Source organism: Aeromonas sp. EU05-FHT14A05 (assembly GCF_058791175.1).
In genome coordinates, this window is the sequence record NZ_JBYTDH010000004.1 from 270,657 (window position 1) to 286,514 (window position 15,858).

General features: G+C 64.1%; 14 protein-coding genes and 3 tRNA genes. 7 read left to right on the top strand and 10 right to left on the bottom strand.

What is annotated here, in order from left to right:
- The first annotated feature begins 53 nt into the window (after positions 1 to 53).
- From astA to AC3WR3_RS08435, 5 genes are all read left to right on the top strand, one after another.
- Positions 54 to 1,073: an arginine N-succinyltransferase gene (astA, locus tag AC3WR3_RS08415; protein ID WP_025326162.1), complete on the top strand. Its 1,020-nt coding sequence runs from the start codon at positions 54 to 56 to the stop codon at positions 1,071 to 1,073.
- Positions 1,074 to 1,138: 65 nt separating this feature from the next.
- Positions 1,139 to 2,608 carry a succinylglutamate-semialdehyde dehydrogenase gene (gene astD, locus AC3WR3_RS08420; protein WP_492291630.1) on the top strand — a complete coding sequence of 490 codons (1,470 nt, stop codon included), beginning with the start codon at positions 1,139 to 1,141 and terminating at the stop codon, positions 2,606 to 2,608.
- 201 nt (positions 2,609 to 2,809) lie between these two features.
- On the top strand, positions 2,810 to 3,607 hold the full coding sequence (locus AC3WR3_RS08425; protein WP_492291631.1) for a DUF1338 domain-containing protein: 798 nt from the start codon (positions 2,810 to 2,812) through the stop codon (positions 3,605 to 3,607).
- A gap of 278 nt (positions 3,608 to 3,885) precedes the next feature.
- Positions 3,886 to 4,137 (top strand): hypothetical protein, encoded by a 252-nt coding sequence (locus tag AC3WR3_RS08430; RefSeq protein ID WP_492291632.1) that lies wholly within the window; start codon positions 3,886 to 3,888, stop codon positions 4,135 to 4,137.
- On the top strand, positions 4,137 to 4,352 hold the full coding sequence (locus AC3WR3_RS08435) for a hypothetical protein (protein ID WP_319912760.1): 216 nt from the start codon (positions 4,137 to 4,139) through the stop codon (positions 4,350 to 4,352). Before AC3WR3_RS08430 ends, AC3WR3_RS08435 begins: the two co-directional genes overlap by 1 nt.
- A 7-nt stretch (positions 4,353 to 4,359) precedes the next feature.
- On the opposite strand, the gene AC3WR3_RS08440 is transcribed toward AC3WR3_RS08435, so the two are convergent.
- The gene (locus AC3WR3_RS08440) at positions 4,360 to 4,956 is read right to left on the bottom strand and encodes an HAD family hydrolase (protein ID WP_202046456.1); all 597 of its coding nucleotides are present in this window, start codon (positions 4,954 to 4,956) and stop codon (positions 4,360 to 4,362) included.
- Positions 4,957 to 5,128: 172 nt separating this feature from the next.
- On the opposite strand from AC3WR3_RS08440, the gene AC3WR3_RS08445 reads away from it, so the two are divergent.
- Positions 5,129 to 6,493 (top strand): MDR family MFS transporter, encoded by a 1,365-nt coding sequence (locus AC3WR3_RS08445; protein WP_492291633.1) that lies wholly within the window; start codon positions 5,129 to 5,131, stop codon positions 6,491 to 6,493.
- Positions 6,494 to 6,563: 70 nt separating this feature from the next.
- Here the strand turns inward: AC3WR3_RS08445 and AC3WR3_RS08450 are convergent, their stop codons facing one another.
- The 6 genes from AC3WR3_RS08450 to yqfB form a co-directional block, all read right to left on the bottom strand.
- The gene (locus AC3WR3_RS08450; RefSeq protein WP_492291634.1) at positions 6,564 to 7,703 is read right to left on the bottom strand and encodes an MFS transporter; all 1,140 of its coding nucleotides are present in this window, start codon (positions 7,701 to 7,703) and stop codon (positions 6,564 to 6,566) included.
- 10 nt (positions 7,704 to 7,713) lie between these two features.
- Complete coding sequence (locus AC3WR3_RS08455) at positions 7,714 to 9,273, bottom strand: ABC-F family ATP-binding cassette domain-containing protein (RefSeq protein WP_492291635.1); 1,560 nt, start codon at positions 9,271 to 9,273, stop codon at positions 7,714 to 7,716.
- Positions 9,274 to 9,611: 338 nt separating this feature from the next.
- Positions 9,612 to 11,246, bottom strand: a complete 1,635-nt coding sequence (locus AC3WR3_RS08460) for an alpha-glucosidase (protein WP_492291636.1) — start codon at positions 11,244 to 11,246, stop codon at positions 9,612 to 9,614.
- Positions 11,247 to 11,495: 249 nt separating this feature from the next.
- Complete coding sequence (locus AC3WR3_RS08465) at positions 11,496 to 11,876, bottom strand: DUF1622 domain-containing protein (protein ID WP_247625780.1); 381 nt, start codon at positions 11,874 to 11,876, stop codon at positions 11,496 to 11,498.
- Positions 11,877 to 11,936: 60 nt separating this feature from the next.
- On the bottom strand, positions 11,937 to 12,857 hold the full coding sequence (locus AC3WR3_RS08470; protein ID WP_492291637.1) for an alpha/beta hydrolase: 921 nt from the start codon (positions 12,855 to 12,857) through the stop codon (positions 11,937 to 11,939).
- A gap of 88 nt (positions 12,858 to 12,945) precedes the next feature.
- Complete coding sequence (gene yqfB / locus AC3WR3_RS08475; RefSeq protein WP_492291638.1) at positions 12,946 to 13,278, bottom strand: N(4)-acetylcytidine aminohydrolase; 333 nt, start codon at positions 13,276 to 13,278, stop codon at positions 12,946 to 12,948.
- Positions 13,279 to 13,559: 281 nt separating this feature from the next.
- Here yqfB and AC3WR3_RS08480 point away from each other — a divergent pair, with 281 nt between their 5' ends.
- A complete protein-coding gene (locus AC3WR3_RS08480) occupies positions 13,560 to 15,392 on the top strand; it encodes an SLC13 family permease (RefSeq protein WP_492291639.1) in 1,833 nt (610 codons plus the stop codon).
- Between the two features lie 186 nt (positions 15,393 to 15,578).
- Here the strand turns inward: AC3WR3_RS08480 and AC3WR3_RS08485 are convergent.
- The 3 genes from AC3WR3_RS08485 to AC3WR3_RS08495 form a co-directional block, all read right to left on the bottom strand.
- Positions 15,579 to 15,662, bottom strand: a tRNA-Leu gene (locus AC3WR3_RS08485).
- Between the two features lie 8 nt (positions 15,663 to 15,670).
- Positions 15,671 to 15,747, bottom strand: a tRNA-Met gene (locus AC3WR3_RS08490).
- Between the two features lie 38 nt (positions 15,748 to 15,785).
- Positions 15,786 to 15,858, bottom strand: a tRNA-Gln gene (locus AC3WR3_RS08495).

A 15,858-nucleotide genomic window follows, 5' to 3' on the forward strand; every position in this document is an offset into this window, starting at 1 on the left:
TCCCGGCAGGAGCCGGGACCCCACCTGTCGTCAATGAAAGGGAGTTGTCATTTATGTTGGTTATCCGTCCTATCGAGCAGCGCGACTTCGCCGGCCTCAAGACCTGTGCCATCGAATCCGGCACCGGCATGACCTCGTTGCCGGTCAACGATGAACTGCTGCAACGCAAGATCGATGCCTCGACCCAGACCTTCCTGGACAAGCCCGCCGGCAAGGGCGATTGCCTCTACTTCTTCGTGGCCGAAGACCTGGAGACCGGCGAGATGGTCGGTACCTGCGCCATAGACGCGGCGGTCGGCCTGTCCCAGCCGTTTTACAACTACCATATCGGCAAGGTGGTGCACTCTTCCCCCAAGCTCGGCATCTACAACGTGGTGGAGACGCTCACGCTCTCCAACGACTACACCGGCAACTCCGAGTTGTGCACCCTGTTTCTGCGCGAATGTGCCCGCGAGGGGCTCAATGGCCGTCTGCTCTCCAAGCACCGCTTCCTGTTCATGGCCGAGCACCCCGAGCTGTTTGACAAGACCGTCTTCGCCGAGATGCGCGGCGTCTCCGATGAGAACGGTCACAGCCCCTTCTACGAGTGGCTGCAAAAGCATTTCTTCTCGATGGACTTTCCCACCGTCGATTACCTCACCGGCATCGGCAAGAAGCGCTTTATCGCCGAGCTGATGCCCAAGTACCCCATCTACGTGAACCTGCTGAGCAACGAGGCGCGCGCCGTCATAGGCCAGACCCACGAGAAGACCCGTCCGGCCATCAAGATGCTGCAGGACGAGGGCTTCGTGAACCGTGGTTATGTCGACATCTTCGATGCCGGCCCCACCGTCGAGTGCGACGTGAAGCACATCCGCAGCGTGCGCCGCAGCCAGAAGCTGGCGGTGCTGGTGGGTGAACCCATCGGCGGTCATACCTATCTCGTCTGCAATGCCAGGTTCGAGCAATACCGCGCCTGCTACGGCAACATCCGGGTCGATCTGGACAAGCACGAAGCCATCATACCGCCCAAGATGGCGGCCGCCCTCAAGGTGGAGAGTGGCGACATGGTTCGGGTCGTCGATCTGGAATAACGGATCCATATCACCACATTGAAGCAGGCTGCCGAGGCGGCCTGTGCACCACAGGGAGTGAATTGATGATGTCTTTAGTCCAGTTTATCGATGGCCAGTGGCTGGCCGGTGAAGGCAAGCCGTTCGAATCAAAAGATCCGGCCAAGAACGAAGTGATCTGGCAGGGGGGGGCGGCCAGCGCAGCCCAGGTGGACGCCGCCGTCAAGGCTGCCCGCGCGGCCTTCTACCATTGGTCCGATCTGGCCCTCGAGGATCGTCTGACCATAGTGCGCCGTTATGCCGATCTGCTCGGCGAGCACAAGGAAGCGCTGGCCCTGACCATAGCCCGGGAAACCGGCAAGCCGCTGTGGGAGACCCGCACCGAAGTGGCGGCCATGCAGGGCAAGATCGCCATCTCCATCCGCGCCCATGACGAGCGTACCGGCACGGTCGAGAATCCCATGCCGGGCGCCAAGGCGTTCGTACGCCACAAGCCCCACGGCGTGGTCGCCGTGTTCGGCCCCTACAACTTCCCGGGCCACCTGCCCAACGGTCACATAGTGCCTGCGCTTATCGCCGGTAACGCCGTGGTGTTCAAACCTTCCGAGCTGACCCCCATGGTGGCCGAGGCCATGCTGAAGATCTGGCAGGAGGCGGGGCTGCCCAAGGGGGTGCTCAATCTGGTGCAGGGCGAGGTGGAGACCGGCAAGGCGCTGGCCGGCAATCCGGATATCGACGGCCTCTTCTTTACCGGCTCGTCCCGCACCGGCCACTTCCTGCACCAGCAGTTTGCCGGTCAGCCGGGCAAGATCCTGGCCCTCGAGATGGGGGGCAACAACCCTCTCATCGTCAAGGATGTGAGCGACATCGACGGCGCCGTCCATGCCATAGTCCAGTCCGCCTTCATCACTTCCGGCCAGCGCTGCACCTGCTCCCGCCGTCTGTTCGTCGAGCGTGGCGAGCGCGGCGATGCGCTGGTCAAACGGTTGGTGGAGGTGGTCGGCCAGATCAGGGTCGGTCTCTATGACGCCGCCGAGCAGCCCTTTATGGGGGCCATGATAAGCGAGCGCGCGGCGCTCGGCATGGTCGAGGCGCAGGCCAAGCTGCAAGCGCTCGGCGGCGAGAGCCTGCTCAGCCTCAAGCACCTGGAAGCGGGCACCGGCTTCGTCTCCCCGGGCATCATAGACGTGACCGCGGTCAGCGCGCTGCCGGACGAAGAGTACTTCGGCCCGCTGCTGCAGCTCATTCGCTACGACGACTTCGATGCCGCCATCGACCAGGGCAACGCCACCAGCTTCGGCCTCTCCGCCGGCCTGCTTGGCGACAACGAGGCGGACTGGAACCACTTCTTCAAGCGGATCCGTGCCGGCATAGTCAACTGGAACAAGCCCATCACGGGCGCCTCCAGTGCCGCGCCGTTTGGTGGCATAGGTGCCTCCGGCAACCACAGAGCGAGCGCCTACTACGCCGCTGACTACTGTGCCTATCCGGTTGCCTCGGTAGAAGACAGCAAGGCGAGCATGCCGGATCAGCTGTCCCCGGGTTTGACGTTTTAATCGTTCATGGAGATAGCGATGCAGACGAGATGGCTCAATGCCGACGACTGCTGTGTCATATCTCCGGTCGCCTCCGTCGAAGACAGCAAGGCCGCCATGCCGGATCAGCTGTCTCCCGGTCTGACCTTCTGATAACAAGAAAATAAAAGAGGGGCACTGAACAGGTGCCCTTGTCTGTACCCGCAATCAAAGGAAAGAGAGATGCAAAAGGATATCGAGACCCTGTTTGGCCATCTGTGGGACAACTACATTCAAGTCACCCCCAGTGCCCACAAGGTTCACCAACTGCTGGGGGGCGGTGCCCCCATCATCAACGATCACGTGGCGTTTCGGACCTACAACCTGCCCAAGCTCGGTCTCGAGAAACTGGCGGCCCACTTCCGTGCCCTGGGGTACGAGGAGAAGGGCGAGTATGTGTTCAAGGCCAAGAAGCTCTATGCCAAGCACTTCGAACATGCCGATCCTGACGCGCCCAAGGTGTTCATCAGCGAGCTGAAGGTGGAAGAGCTCTCGGAAGGCGCCCAGGCCATCATCCACAAGCTGGTGGATCAGGTGCCCGATCACCTGACCGACACCCCGGCCTTCCTCTACGCCGGCGCCCCCTGGCAGGTCTCCCACGCCGACTACCAGACCCTGCTGGCAGAGAGCGAGTATGCGGCCTGGATGGCCGCCTGGGGTTATCGTGCCAACCACTTCACCGTCAATATCAACCGGCTTGCCGATTTTGAGACCATAGAGCAGGTCAACGAGGCGCTCAAGGCGGCGGGCTTCGTGCTCAATACCGTCGGCGGCGAGGTGAAGGGGGATCCCCAGGTGATGCTGGAGCAATCCTCCACCATGGCGGACAAGGCCGAGGTGCCCTTCAGCGACGGCGTGCGCACCATACCGAGCTGCTTCTACGAGTTCGCCCTGCGCTACCCGCAGCCGGACGGCGTGCTCTACCCGGGCTTCGTCGAGGCGTCCGCCGACAAGATCTTCGAATCCACCAACGCCATGTAACGGCGGTTGTTGGTAAAAACGCCCCGGACGGGGCGTTTTTTTATGGCACTTTGCGCCTGGCCTACGCCCCCTTGGCCCTGTGCTCCCGGGTTTTTCGCTGGCATGAAACTGCCCGCTTGAGCGGACCATCGGCCCTCTAGCGGTGGATATCACACCTTGTGCGGAGTCATGTCATGAAGAGCGTTCGGCCTGTTTGAGACTGCGCTGGCTACCCATTCGGGGTGAGCCAGTTTGCAATCGCCGGTGTAGAGTGGGGGTCCAATGCCTCGGAGCCCACCATGTCTCGCTATCACTTCTTCAAACAAGGCCAGTCATTTACCTATCTCGATACCTGGGCGGTCGGTTATGACGATGAGCGTCGCCAACTGGTCGAGCAGGGGTTTGTGACTGTCGTTGCCCCCTCTTTTGCCGATACCCCGGCCGAGGCGCTGATGCTGTTGCAGGATCATGGGGCGCTGGAAGAGGAGCGCAGGGTGCACAATCCGTGGTACACAGTCGCCGGCATTCTCGGCCTGCTGGGGATGAGCTGATGGCCCTGTCTGGCAAGGGGGCAGGCGTTGCCACGCTGCTGCGCTGGTCTGTCTTGAAAGGGCCGCTCTGTCGCGGCCTGTTCAGCGTCCTGTTTATCTATCTGGCGTCCCTGCCGGCGGATCTCTATTTCACTTTCCATTGGGAGATGGCCCTGGGCCTCTTCCTGCTCGCCTTCCTTGGCGGACTCTGGCAGCAGTGGCGGGGGCGTCGCTAACCCGGTCTCACACCCGTTGCAGCGCCCCTTCGGTGGCCAGCAAGGTGGTCATGCCGCCAGCCTTGCCCGCCTGGATGCCGATGGGGGTGTCTTCAAACACCAGGCAGTTGGCCGGGTTGGCGCCGAGCAGCTCGGCCACTCTCAGGAAGGTGTCGGGATGGGGCTTGTGGTTGGTCACGTCGTCGGCGCTCACCAGCACGGGGATGAAGGCATCGAGGCCGGTATTTCTCAGTATGTGCGTCGCATGATCCCGGGTTGAGCCTGTGCCTATGCCCATGGGCACCTTGCCGTGGCAGCGCTTGACCAGCTCCCACATGGCGGGGAAGACGCGGACCTTGTCGATCCGCTCCAGGTAGAGGGCTATCTTGCGGCGGGCGAAGGCCTCCACGTCGATGGCCAGCCCGTGCTGTTCGGCCAGCATGGCCACTATCTTGCGGGTGGGAATGCCGCCGTACTCGTTGAGCTGTGCCCGATCGAACGGCAGGCCGAACTCGGCGCTGGTGGTTTCCCAGGCATCCAGGTGCAGGGGCATGGAGTCCACCAGGGTGCCGTCCATATCGAAGATCAGGGCGTCGTATTGTTCAAACTGGAACTGCTCGGACATGGGGTACTTCCTCCTCGGCCAAAAGAGCACAGTACCAGATCCGCTCCCCGGATGCCGCGACCGCCGTCATGGCCTGGGCAGGCGGCGGGTTTGACCATGGGCTGCTGATTTATGAGACAATAATGCGCTCTGCGCCTCGGGTGCCGGCAACTCACAGTAGCGAGCCTCTTTTATGTCCCCAAAAACCGTCTTCTCAAGCGTGGCCCTGGTGATCGCCCTGGGCTCACTGGAAAAGAGCATAGTCACCACCCCCTTGCCCATCATAGGAGCCGAGCTGAACGCCGGCGCCGCCCTCACCTGGGTGGTGACCGCCTACCTGCTGGCGGCCACCGCCGCCCTGCCCATCTACGGCAAGCTGAGCGATCTGTTCGGCCGGGTGCGGATGCTCAACATCGGCATAGGCCTGTTTCTGGCAGGGTCCGTGGCCTGCGCCCTGGCCCAGGATCTGCCGACCCTGCTGGCGGCCCGGGTGCTGCAAGGATTGGGGGGCGGCGGCCTGATCGCGCTCGCCTTCACCGTCATCGCCGACTGCATTCCCCCGCGGGAGGTGGGCAAGTATCAGGGCTACATCTCGGCGGTCTATGCGGTCTCCAGCATCGCCGGTCCCCTGCTCGGGGGTTATTTCACCGAGCAGCTGAGCTGGCGCTGGATCTTCTGGATCAACCTGCCCCTCGGGGCCCTGGCGCTCTGGCTGGTGAACCGCAATCTGGGCCACCTCAACGTGCGCCGGCACAGTCGCTTCGACTGGAAGGGGGCGGGGCTGCTCATCACCGTCACCACCCTCTCCCTGCTGCTGCTCTCGCCGGAGACGGCGCTGTCCGCCATCTGGCTGGCGGCGGGGCTGGCGCTGGCCCTGCTGCTGCTCATCCTGGTGGAGCGACGGGCCCAGGATCCCATACTGCCCGCCCATCTGGCCCGCTTGCCCGGTTATCTGGTGAGCGTGCTGCTGGCGCTGGCCTCGCAACTGCTGATGTTTGCCGTGCTGGTCTACCTGCCGCTGCAGATGCAGTGGCAGAAGGGGATGGGGGCCAGCGAGAGCGGCCTCTACATGGTGATCTTCATGGTCTGCATCACGGCGGGGGCCTTCGTCGGCGGCAAGCTGATCGGCCACTCCGGTCATTACAAGCGCTTCGTGGTGGTGGGCTTCGCCCTAGCGGCGCTGGCCCTGTGGCAGATCCATTTCGATCTCTTGGCCAATCTGGGGCTGGGCTTCGCCGGCCTGGGGTTGGGGCTGGTGCTGCCGGCGCTCTCTGTGGTGGTGCAAAACGCCCTGCCGCGGGAAGATCGCGGCATCGGCATGTCCCTGTTCAACTTCGGTCGCGAGCTGGGGGGCGCGGTCGGGGTGGCCATCTGCGCCGTGCTGTTCCACGGGGCCCTGCCGGCCGGGACCAGCCACAACCTGGCGAGCCTGAGCCCGGCCGAGCTGGCCCCGGGGTTCAGCGCCACCTATGTGGGCATGGCGCTGATCGCCAGCGCCGCTTTCCTCATCACGTTGCTGGCGTTGAAGCGCCACGAGCTGGCCAGCATCCCGGCCTGATGCGCTCCCTTGAGACGAAAAAGGGCTCCCGAGGGAGCCCTTGTTGCGTGTGATAGTGCGGATCTGCCCATCAGGCCCCGGGTCGGACGGGGCGCAGGGCGGCGATGGCCCCGCCAAAGAGCGCCATGGCCAGCAGTGCCAGGGCCACAGGCCCCGCACTGTAGGCAAACCCGGCGACGGCGGACCAGAGCGCCACCCCGAGGTGCATCATGGTCATCGCCAGCGACATCAGCATGCCCCTGTGGGCCGACGAGAGCCCGGCAATGTGGCCCTGCAGGGCGGGGGATCCTATGCCGCCCGCCAGCGCCCACAGCCCGAGCGGCAGCAGCAGGGCAGGCAGTGAGGCGGGAGAGAGATAGAAGCCGACGCTGACCGGCACGCAGACCACCAGGGCCAGGCGCATCAAGACGCGCCCGCTCTCGACCCGGCCAGACAAGCGGGGCATCAGCAGGTTGCCGATGACGCTGATGATGCCGAGGGCCCCATAGAGGAGCCCCACAGACCCCATCGACAGGCCCAGGGTGTCGCGCAGGTGCTGGCCGACCAGATTGAACAGGCCAATGCCGCCGCCCAGGCCCAGGCACATGGCCAGCAGGGCGCCGGCCGCCCCCGGGATGGCCAGCAGGCGGACGCCCTTATCCTCCTGCTGCGTCGCTGATGTGTCTGCCAAAGACCTGCCGGCGGGCAGCAGGGCCAGGGCCGCCGCCACTCCCCAGGCACAGAGGCCGAGCAGGATAAAGGCGGCGCGCCAGGAGTGCCACTGCGCGAGCAGCGCCCCCAGCGCCGGGCTCGCTATCATGCCCAGCGTCAGGCCGGACTGCACCCAGGCAATGCGCTTCATGGCATCTTTGCCCGTGCCGTCTGCCGCCAGGGCAAAGGCGATGGGCAGCATGCCGGCACTGGCGAGGCCGGTGAACACCCGGCTTGCCAGCCCCCACTCGAAGCTATCGACCAGGCCGGTGGCGAGGGAGGCGGCCCCGAACAGCAGGGCGGCGGGCAGCATGATCCTCACCCTGCCGAGGCGATCCGAGAGGCTGCCGAGCAGGGGGGCGATCAGCGCCAGCGCCAGGCTGTAGGCGGTGATGAACAGCGTGACCCGCTCGGGCTGGACCCCCAGCTCCCGGCCTATGGGGGTCAGCAGGGGGCCCAGCATCAGCTCATCGGCACCCACCAGGAACGCAATAAAAAAGAGCAATACATTCAATAACATGATCTTCACCTTACGCATGTGATACCGAGTTGGTGGACGCGAGGGCGTGAATGTCCAGCACCCGGTCCGGCCAGCCGGCCACGAAGGCCTGCTCGTGGCAGACCACCACCACAGTCCCGGCATAGTCCTGCAACGCCTGTTGTAGGGCTGCCTTGAGGGCGGCATCCAGGTGGGTGGTCGGTTCGTCCAGGATCAGCAGGTTGCTGGGTTGCAGGGCCAGTCGGCACAGTTTCACCCTGTTCTGCTCCCCGCCACTCAGGGCGGCGATCGGTTGCAGTGCCAGCTTGCCCCTGATGCCGACCCGGGCCAGATGCAGCCTGGCGCCCTTGTCATCGAGGGCGGGGCAGGCGGCCTTCACCAGGGCGAGCGGGCTGGCATCCGGATGGGGCCAGTGCAGCGCCTGTTCGAAGTAGCCCGCCTTGACCCCGGGTGCGAGACTGAGCCCACCGCCCAGGGGGGCCAGCTCCCCCGCCAGCGTCTTGAGCAGGGTGGACTTGCCGACGCCGTTGAACCCGGCGATCACCACCTTCTCCCCCCGGCATAGGGTCAGGGTCAGGGGCGCCAGCAGCGCGCGATCATGGCCGATGACCAGTTCAGAGGCGGCGAGCACCTGCTGGCCGCCGCCCCCGGCGCTGCGAAACGCGAGGGAGACCCCCTTGTCCCGCTCCGGGCTGGTCAGGCGCTCGATGCGCGCCAGCTGCTTCTTGCGGCCGTTGGCGATGCTGGCGTTGACCCCGGCGCCGTTCTTGGCGATGAATCGCTCCAGCTTGTCGATCTGCCTCTGCTGCGCCTGGTATTGCCGGGCGTGAGCGACATCATCCGCCCCCTTCTGGGCCATGGCCTTGTCGAGGTTGCCCTGGTATTTGCGAAGCTGCAGGCGATCGATATCGCAGATGCCGGTGGCGATGCGGTTCACGAAATCCCTGTCGTGGGAGACCACCAGGAAGGCGCCCGCGAAGCCCTCCAGGTAGCTTGCCAGCCAGGCGACGTGGGCGCTGTCCAGGTAGTTGGTCGGCTCATCGAGCAGCAGCAGATCCGGCGAGCGCAGCAGCAAGCCGGCCAGCATCACCTTGTGTCGCTGGCCGCCGCTCAGATTGGCCAGGCGGGTCTGCATGCCGAGCTGGGTGAGGCCAAGGCCGGCGGCCACCTCGTCGATCCGGCTCTCTATCTGGTAAAACGACTGGCTCTCCAGGGTGGTCTGGAGGCTGGCGGCCAGGGCCAGCTGATGGGGCTGGGCACAGCGCGCCGGGCTGGCATAGATGGCCATCATCTCCGCCTCGGCCCGATAGAGGGGGGCAAAGGCCGTTTGCAGATATGCCCGTATCGTCAGTTGCCCGTCCAGCTGGGCATGCTGGTCGAGATAGCCCCGGTCAAGACCGGGCTGCCAGAGAATATCCCCGGCGTCAGGCTGGCGCTCCCCCTGGAGCAGCTTGAGCAGGGTGCTTTTGCCGACGCCGTTCCTGCCGGTGATGCAGATATGTTCGCGGGGAAGCAGGGTGAAGCTGGCGTCCTGGTACAGTGTCTTGTCACCGAGGTGACAGGTCAGATGGTGAATGCTGAGCAGACTCATGGTGCTATATCCATAAAAAACGGGGGCGGTACTTGGCGTACCGGCCCCCGTTTCAAGCAATGTTGAAACTTTGTCCTGAAGATCAGAAACAAAAAGGCCGGCGATGAAGCATCTCGCCGGCCTTTTTCCTGTTCTCATCAGATGCGGGGTCGCCTCCCTCTCTGGAGGGCGCAAGCGCTATCTGATGAAGATTCAGAAGAGATGGGCTCCGGGCAACACTTCATCGTGTTAGTGCACGGAGCACAGCCTCCTGACAGAGCATTTGAACAGGATGTACAACATTGCAGAGCAGTCCAACATGAAATCTGGACGCAAAATACGCAGATCCCGGGGGAGAGTCAACCCGAACGCCCCTGACCTGGCCTGCTCTGCTCGGGTCTATGGGTGTCTGGCGGGAGCGCCATGGCGGGCTCCGCGAGAAGCCAGACCGCCGTCTGGTAGGGGGCGAAACAGCACTCTGGCTGGCCGGGGTAGTTGCCCATCAGCAAGCTGGCGCCGCTGGCTAGCTTGTCAAAATGGGGCATGGGCAAGGGGTCTGCGGTGAGATTGGCGAGCAGCAGCAGCACTTGCGTCTGGCCGGTGGCGGGATCCCGCCACCGGCGGCGATAGCCGATGCGCAGGGGATCGTCCCCATCCAGCAGCTCGAAGTCGCCATGACGAATGACGGGGTGGGCCTTGCGCAATGCAATCAGCCGGCGATAGCAGTGAAACAGGGAGTCGGGGCGCGCCAGCTGCTCGGCGGCGTTGATCTCCAGGTAGTTCCCGTTGAGCGCGATCCAGGGCTCTGCCGTGCTGAAACCCGCCCGGGGGCCCGAGTCCCACTGCATGGGAGTGCGGGCGTTGTCGCGGCCGATGGCATCGAGGCGGCGGGCGAGCTCGGCGGGCGCCAGATCCGGCTGGCTGGCGCTGTAGTTGATGGCTTCCAGATCGCGCAGCTCCTCTGGCTGCCAGCGGCGGTTGGTCATGCCAAGCTCCTCCCCCTGATAGATGAAGGGGGTGCCCTGCATCAGGTGCAGCACCAGGGCCCACTGCTTGGCACTCAGCTCGCGCCATTCGGTGCTGTCGTTGCCGAAGCGGGAGACGGCGCGGGGCAGGTCGTGGTTGTTCAGAAACAGGCTGTTCCAGCCCTGGCCGTGCAGCCCGCTCTGGTGGCGGGCCATGGCGCCTTTGAAGGTGAGGGGGTCAAAGCGGGAGATCCATTTGTCCTGCCCCAGCCCCAGGTGCTCGAAGTTGAACACCATGCTGAACTCGCTGTCATCCGGGTTCGAATAGCGCCGCATCTGGGCCAGATCTGCCCCCCAGGTTTCACCGACCGTGATGATCCCCTTGCCGCCGAAGCTGGCGTCGCTCAGCTCGCGAATATAGTCGTGCAGGCGGGGGCCGTTGCTCATGGCAAGGGGCGACCACGCCTTGCTCACCATGTCGATCACATCGAAGCGAAACCCCTTGATGCCCCTGGCCAGCCAGAAGTTGATCACCTCCGCCATCTCGGCCCGCACCGCCGGGTTGTCCCAGTCCAGATCGGCCTGGCTTGCATCGAAGTTGTGCAGGTAGTAGCTGCCGAGCGCAGGCACGAATTCCCAGGCGCTGCCGCCGAAGATGGAGTCCACCGGGTGGGCATCGACGAAGGCCTGGTCCCGAAAGACGTAGTAGGCCTGATAGCGGGGATCCCCCGCCAGCGCCTGCCTGAACCACTGATGTTCGGTGGAGGTGTGGTTGGCGACTATGTCCATCATGATGCCCATGCCGTGGTCGGCCGCCTCGGCAATGAGCGAGTCCATCTCCGCCAGGGTACCGAAGGCGGGGTCGATGGCGCGGTAATCCGCCACGTCGTAGCCGTTGTCCCGCCTGGGGGAGCGATAGACGGGGGTGAGCCAGAGCAGGTCCACCCCGAGCGTCGCCAGGTAGTCCAGGCGCAGGCGGATGCCGTTGATGTCCCCCATGCCATCGCCGTCGCTGTCCTGAAAACTCATGGGGTAGATCTGGTAGATAACGCACTGCTCGAGAGCGAGAACGGGGTGAGGGTGCATCAGCGCGGCCGGTGGCGAAGTGGTCCTGCCATGTTACGCAGAGGGCGCCGGGGGTGACAGGGTGGGGAGGGCCCTGAAAAGGGTTCCATTATTGGCTGATTGCCAAAACTGCGGGCAGGGTCACAACAGCGCCATCCCGACCAGAGGGGGGGCTGGATGGCGGCGAACTCATATGGTCGCCGCCATGGGCCCTTATCGGGTTGCTTCGGTCTGTCCGGCGCCGGGGGCCCGCTGGCGCTCGGCCTGGGCGTCCAGCTCCTTGCCGAGGAAGTAGTTCAGGAAGGTGCGGATCACCGCGATGATGGCGAGGCGGACGAGCTCCTCCTTGCTCGGCGCGACCGTGGTGGCCAGGATGTCGGCGGCGAGCTGGAACTCCAGGGCCAGGATGAGCCAGCTGCCGAAGCAGAGGCGAATGCGGGGAAAACCGGGCTCGTGATCCCGCACCCGCGCCGCCAGCCAGAGGGTCTTGCCAAGCCCAATCACCACGCAGGCGATGGAGATGATCTCCAGCAGCAGCTGGAACAGCTCGACCCCGTGCATCATGCCCTCTTTCAGGCTCGCTATCTCAAACACTGGGATTACCTCGCTGATTCAAAAGAGACACTTTTAGCACGGCATGGGGCCGGATCCAACTCAGAGCCCCTTGAGCAGCATGGCGACCTGCGCGATGGCATGACGGGCCGCAGGGCTGATGCCCGCCAGCTGGAAGAAACCGTGGATCACCCCGAGCTGCCGCTGACAGGTAGCCGTAACACCGGCTTGCAGCAGTTTGCCATAGAGGGCCTCCCCCTCGTCACGCAGGGGATCGTACTCGGCCGTGAGGATATGGGTGGGCGGCAGCCCCGCAAGATCAGGATGGTGCAGCGGGCTCGCCTCGGGATGGCTGGCGGGCAGCTCGCCCAGATAGGCCTGAAATCCGCTGAGCAGCATGTCACGGGTGATAAGGTAGTCCTCACCGAGCTGTTGATAGCTGTCACTGTCGCCCGCAGCATCGAGCATGGGATAGATGAGGAACTGGGCGGCGGGCAGTGGCGCTCCCGCCGCCTTGAGCCGCAAGGTGGTGACCAGGGCGAGGTGGCCACCGGCACTGTCGCCTGCGAGTGCGACCCGCCCGGGATCGCCGTGCCACTGCGGCAGCGCGGTCAGGATGGCGAGGGTCGCTGCCAGCGCGTCGTCATGGGCGGCAGGATAGGTATGCTCGGGGGCGAGGCGGGTGTGCACCGCAAACACCAGGGCATGGGCGCTGTTGCACAGCATCCGCATCTGGCGATCGTGGGTCTCGAAATCCCCGCTGACGAAACAGCCGCCGTGGAAATAGATCAGCACCGGATAGGCGGGGCAAGGGGGGCACTTGGGCTGGTAGAGCCGGATGGCGTAGTGATCGGCCTGCCACTCTTCGATGGCGCCCACCTCTGCCCGCTCGCCCCCCAAGACGGCAGAGGCAAGATAGCCCTCACGCCGCTCTTGCCAGCTCAGGCCGCTCGCCTTGGGGCGGCCTGCTGCAATGAAATCCGCCACCATGGCCGCAATGGCCGGTTCAAGTTGTGTATCCATAACGCACCCATTAACTGTATATAAAAACAGGTATTGTGCGCTTTTGGCCTGGGAGCGCAACCGGCGTTAGCTGAGGCAGCTCACAAAATCAGGCTTCAATCAGTGTGAATTCAATTACATAGAGCGGCGGCAGTGCGGGGTAGATGCCCCGGATGACGGTTTTGAGCTCGGCTAGGGTCATGTTCTCCTGGCGAGCGTGCTCGTCGGTCAGCTCATCGAAGGCCACGGGGGTGACCGAGAGCACCTCTATGGCACCAAAGGGCTGGTGCTCCGGATTGGTGAAGAGCGCGAGCCGCTGGCCGGGCTGCCAGTTGGCCTCGCTCTCGTCGCGGATGGTGATGGTCTTGCGGCCGGACTGGATATCGGCGACGAAGCGGCCGAAGAAGGTGAATTCCGGGTAGGTTGGGGTGTGAACAGACATCTTCTCTCCGAAGGACAAGGGGTGGGCAGGGGCCGGATCAGCCAGCGGCTGGCCCATTCTAGGTGCACCATTGAGGGCGCGCAGCACTTTTTGCCCGGGCGCGCGAGGGGCGGGCGCCGGTGCCCTTGCTCTGCCGTGCAAAGTGGCCGCAACTGAACCCGAATGTGCGATGATGTGGGCTCCTCTTTCTTGATATGTAACAAAATGGAGGGGGACTGGCTGTGGTCTGATGGCGTCTGGCGCGGTTCTCCGCCCGGCGGACATGAACGAAAGGAGCGAGTGTGAATTCCGAGTTGATCTGGGTGCTCAGTATGCTGGTGGGCGCCATCTTCCTGTTTATTACCAACAGGGTGCGCATGGATGTGGTGGCCTTGTTGATCATCATCCTGTTCGTGTTGAGCGGCACCCTGACGCTGCCACAGGCGCTGGCGGGGTTCAGCGATCCCAACGTCATCCTGATCGCCGCCCTGTTCGTGGTGGGGGAGGGGCTGGTGCGCACCGGCATCGCCTACCAGGTGGGGGATGCCCTGGTGAAGGTGGCGGGCAGCAGCGAGACCCGGCTGCTGGTGCTGCTGATGGTGGCGGTGGCGACCCTGGGGGCCGTGATGAGCAGCACAGGGGTGGTGGCCATCTTCATCCCCGTGGTGCTGAGCGTGGCGAACCGGATGGGGATCCCGGCGGGACGGCTGATGATGCCCCTCGGCTTTGCCGGTCTCATCAGCGGCATGATGACGCTGGTGGCCACGCCGCCCAACATGGTGGTGAACAGCGAGCTGATGCGCCATGGCATCCAGGGCTTCGGCTTCTTCGGTTTCACCCCCATGGGGGTGCTGATCCTCGGGCTGGGGGTGATCTACATGCTGCTGATGCGTAACCGTCTGGTACACGAGGGGGAAGAGGGCAAGGGCAAGCAGGCGGGGCGCAGCACAATGCGCGACCTCATCCGCGACTATCGCCTGGCCGGCCGGGCACGCCGCCTGGCGATCCGCCCCGATTCTCCCCTGATAGGCCAGACCCTGGACGAGCTGCAGCTGCGTGCCCGCTTCGGGGCCAACGTCATCGGGCTGGAGCGCTGGCGCAAGTTTCGGCGGGTGATGGTGACCGTCTCCGGCGTCACCGAGTTCCAGGCCAAGGACGTGCTGCTCATCGACATGTCCGATCCCGAGGTGGATGTGCGGGAGTTTTGCAGCGAGGCGCGGCTCGAACCCATGATATTGCGCGGGGAGTACTTCTCGGATCAGGCGCGGGAGGTGGGCATGGCCGAGGTCTCCCTCATTCCGGGATCCCGGCTGCTCGGCAAGAGCATCCGCGAGGTGACCTTTCGTTCCCGCTACGGCCTGAGCGTGGTGGGGATCCGCCGCAACGGCGAGGCGCTCACCGGCAAGCTGGTGGATGAGCCGCTGCTGATGGGGGACAGCCTGCTGGTGGTGGGCAACTGGAGTCTCATTCGCCAGTTGCAGACCCACCACAGGGACTTCCTGCTGCTCGGCCTGCCCGCCGAGGTGGACGAGATGGCGCCGGCCCGCAGCCAGGCCATCCACGCCCTGATCGCCCTCGCGGTCATGATAGTGCTGATGGTGACGGATCCCGTGCCCAACGTCATAGCGGCGATCATCGCCTGCCTGCTGATGGGCAAGTTCCGCTGCATCGACATGGAGAGCGCCTACAAGTCCATCCACTGGCCGACCCTGATCCTGATCGTCGGCATGTTGCCCTTCGCCCTGGCGTTGCAGAAGACCGGCGGGGTGGATCTCATCGTCGGCGCGCTGATCTCGGCGGTGGGGGAGATGGGGCCCCGTGTCATGCTGGCCAGCCTGTTCGTACTCTGCGCCGCCATCGGGCTCTTCATCTCCAACACCGCGACGGCGGTGCTGATGGCGCCCATTGCGCTCGGTACGGCCCAGCAGATGGGGGTCTCTCCCTATCCCTTCGCCATGACCATCGCCATTGCCGCCTCGGCGGCCTTCATGACGCCGGTCTCCTCACCGGTCAATACCCTGGTGCTCGGGCCCGGCAACTACAAGTTCATGGACTTCATCCGCGTGGGTGTGCCCTTTACCCTGCTGGTGATGGTGGTGAGCGTCATCGCCATTCCCTGGTTCTTCCCGTTCTGACAAGGGGAAACAGAGACAAGCGGCCTGCGGGCCGCTTTTTAGTGGCCATCAATCCCGCCGCTGCGGGGTGAGGTTCGGGCTGACAAGCCAGTGAGCAGGGAGAACGGCAGGGAAGGAGAGGAGACAAGGGCTGAAATCCGGGCACAAAAAAACCAGCATGAGCTGGTCTGTTTGGTACTGCCTTGATGGTGCGGAAGGAGAGACTCGAACTCTCACGCCTAGGGCGCCAGAACCTAAATCTGGTGCGTCTACCAATTTCGCCACTTCCGCAATATTAATGGTGGCTATGACGGGATTCGAACCTGTGACCCCCGCATTATGAGTGCGATGCTCTAACCAACTGAGCTACATAGCCGTTTGTTGTCAACCACAGGGTGGAAGAGAACAGAAAAATGGCTGGGGTACTAGGATTCGAACCTAGGGATGGCGAGATCAAAACCCGCTGCCTTACCGCTTGGCGATACCC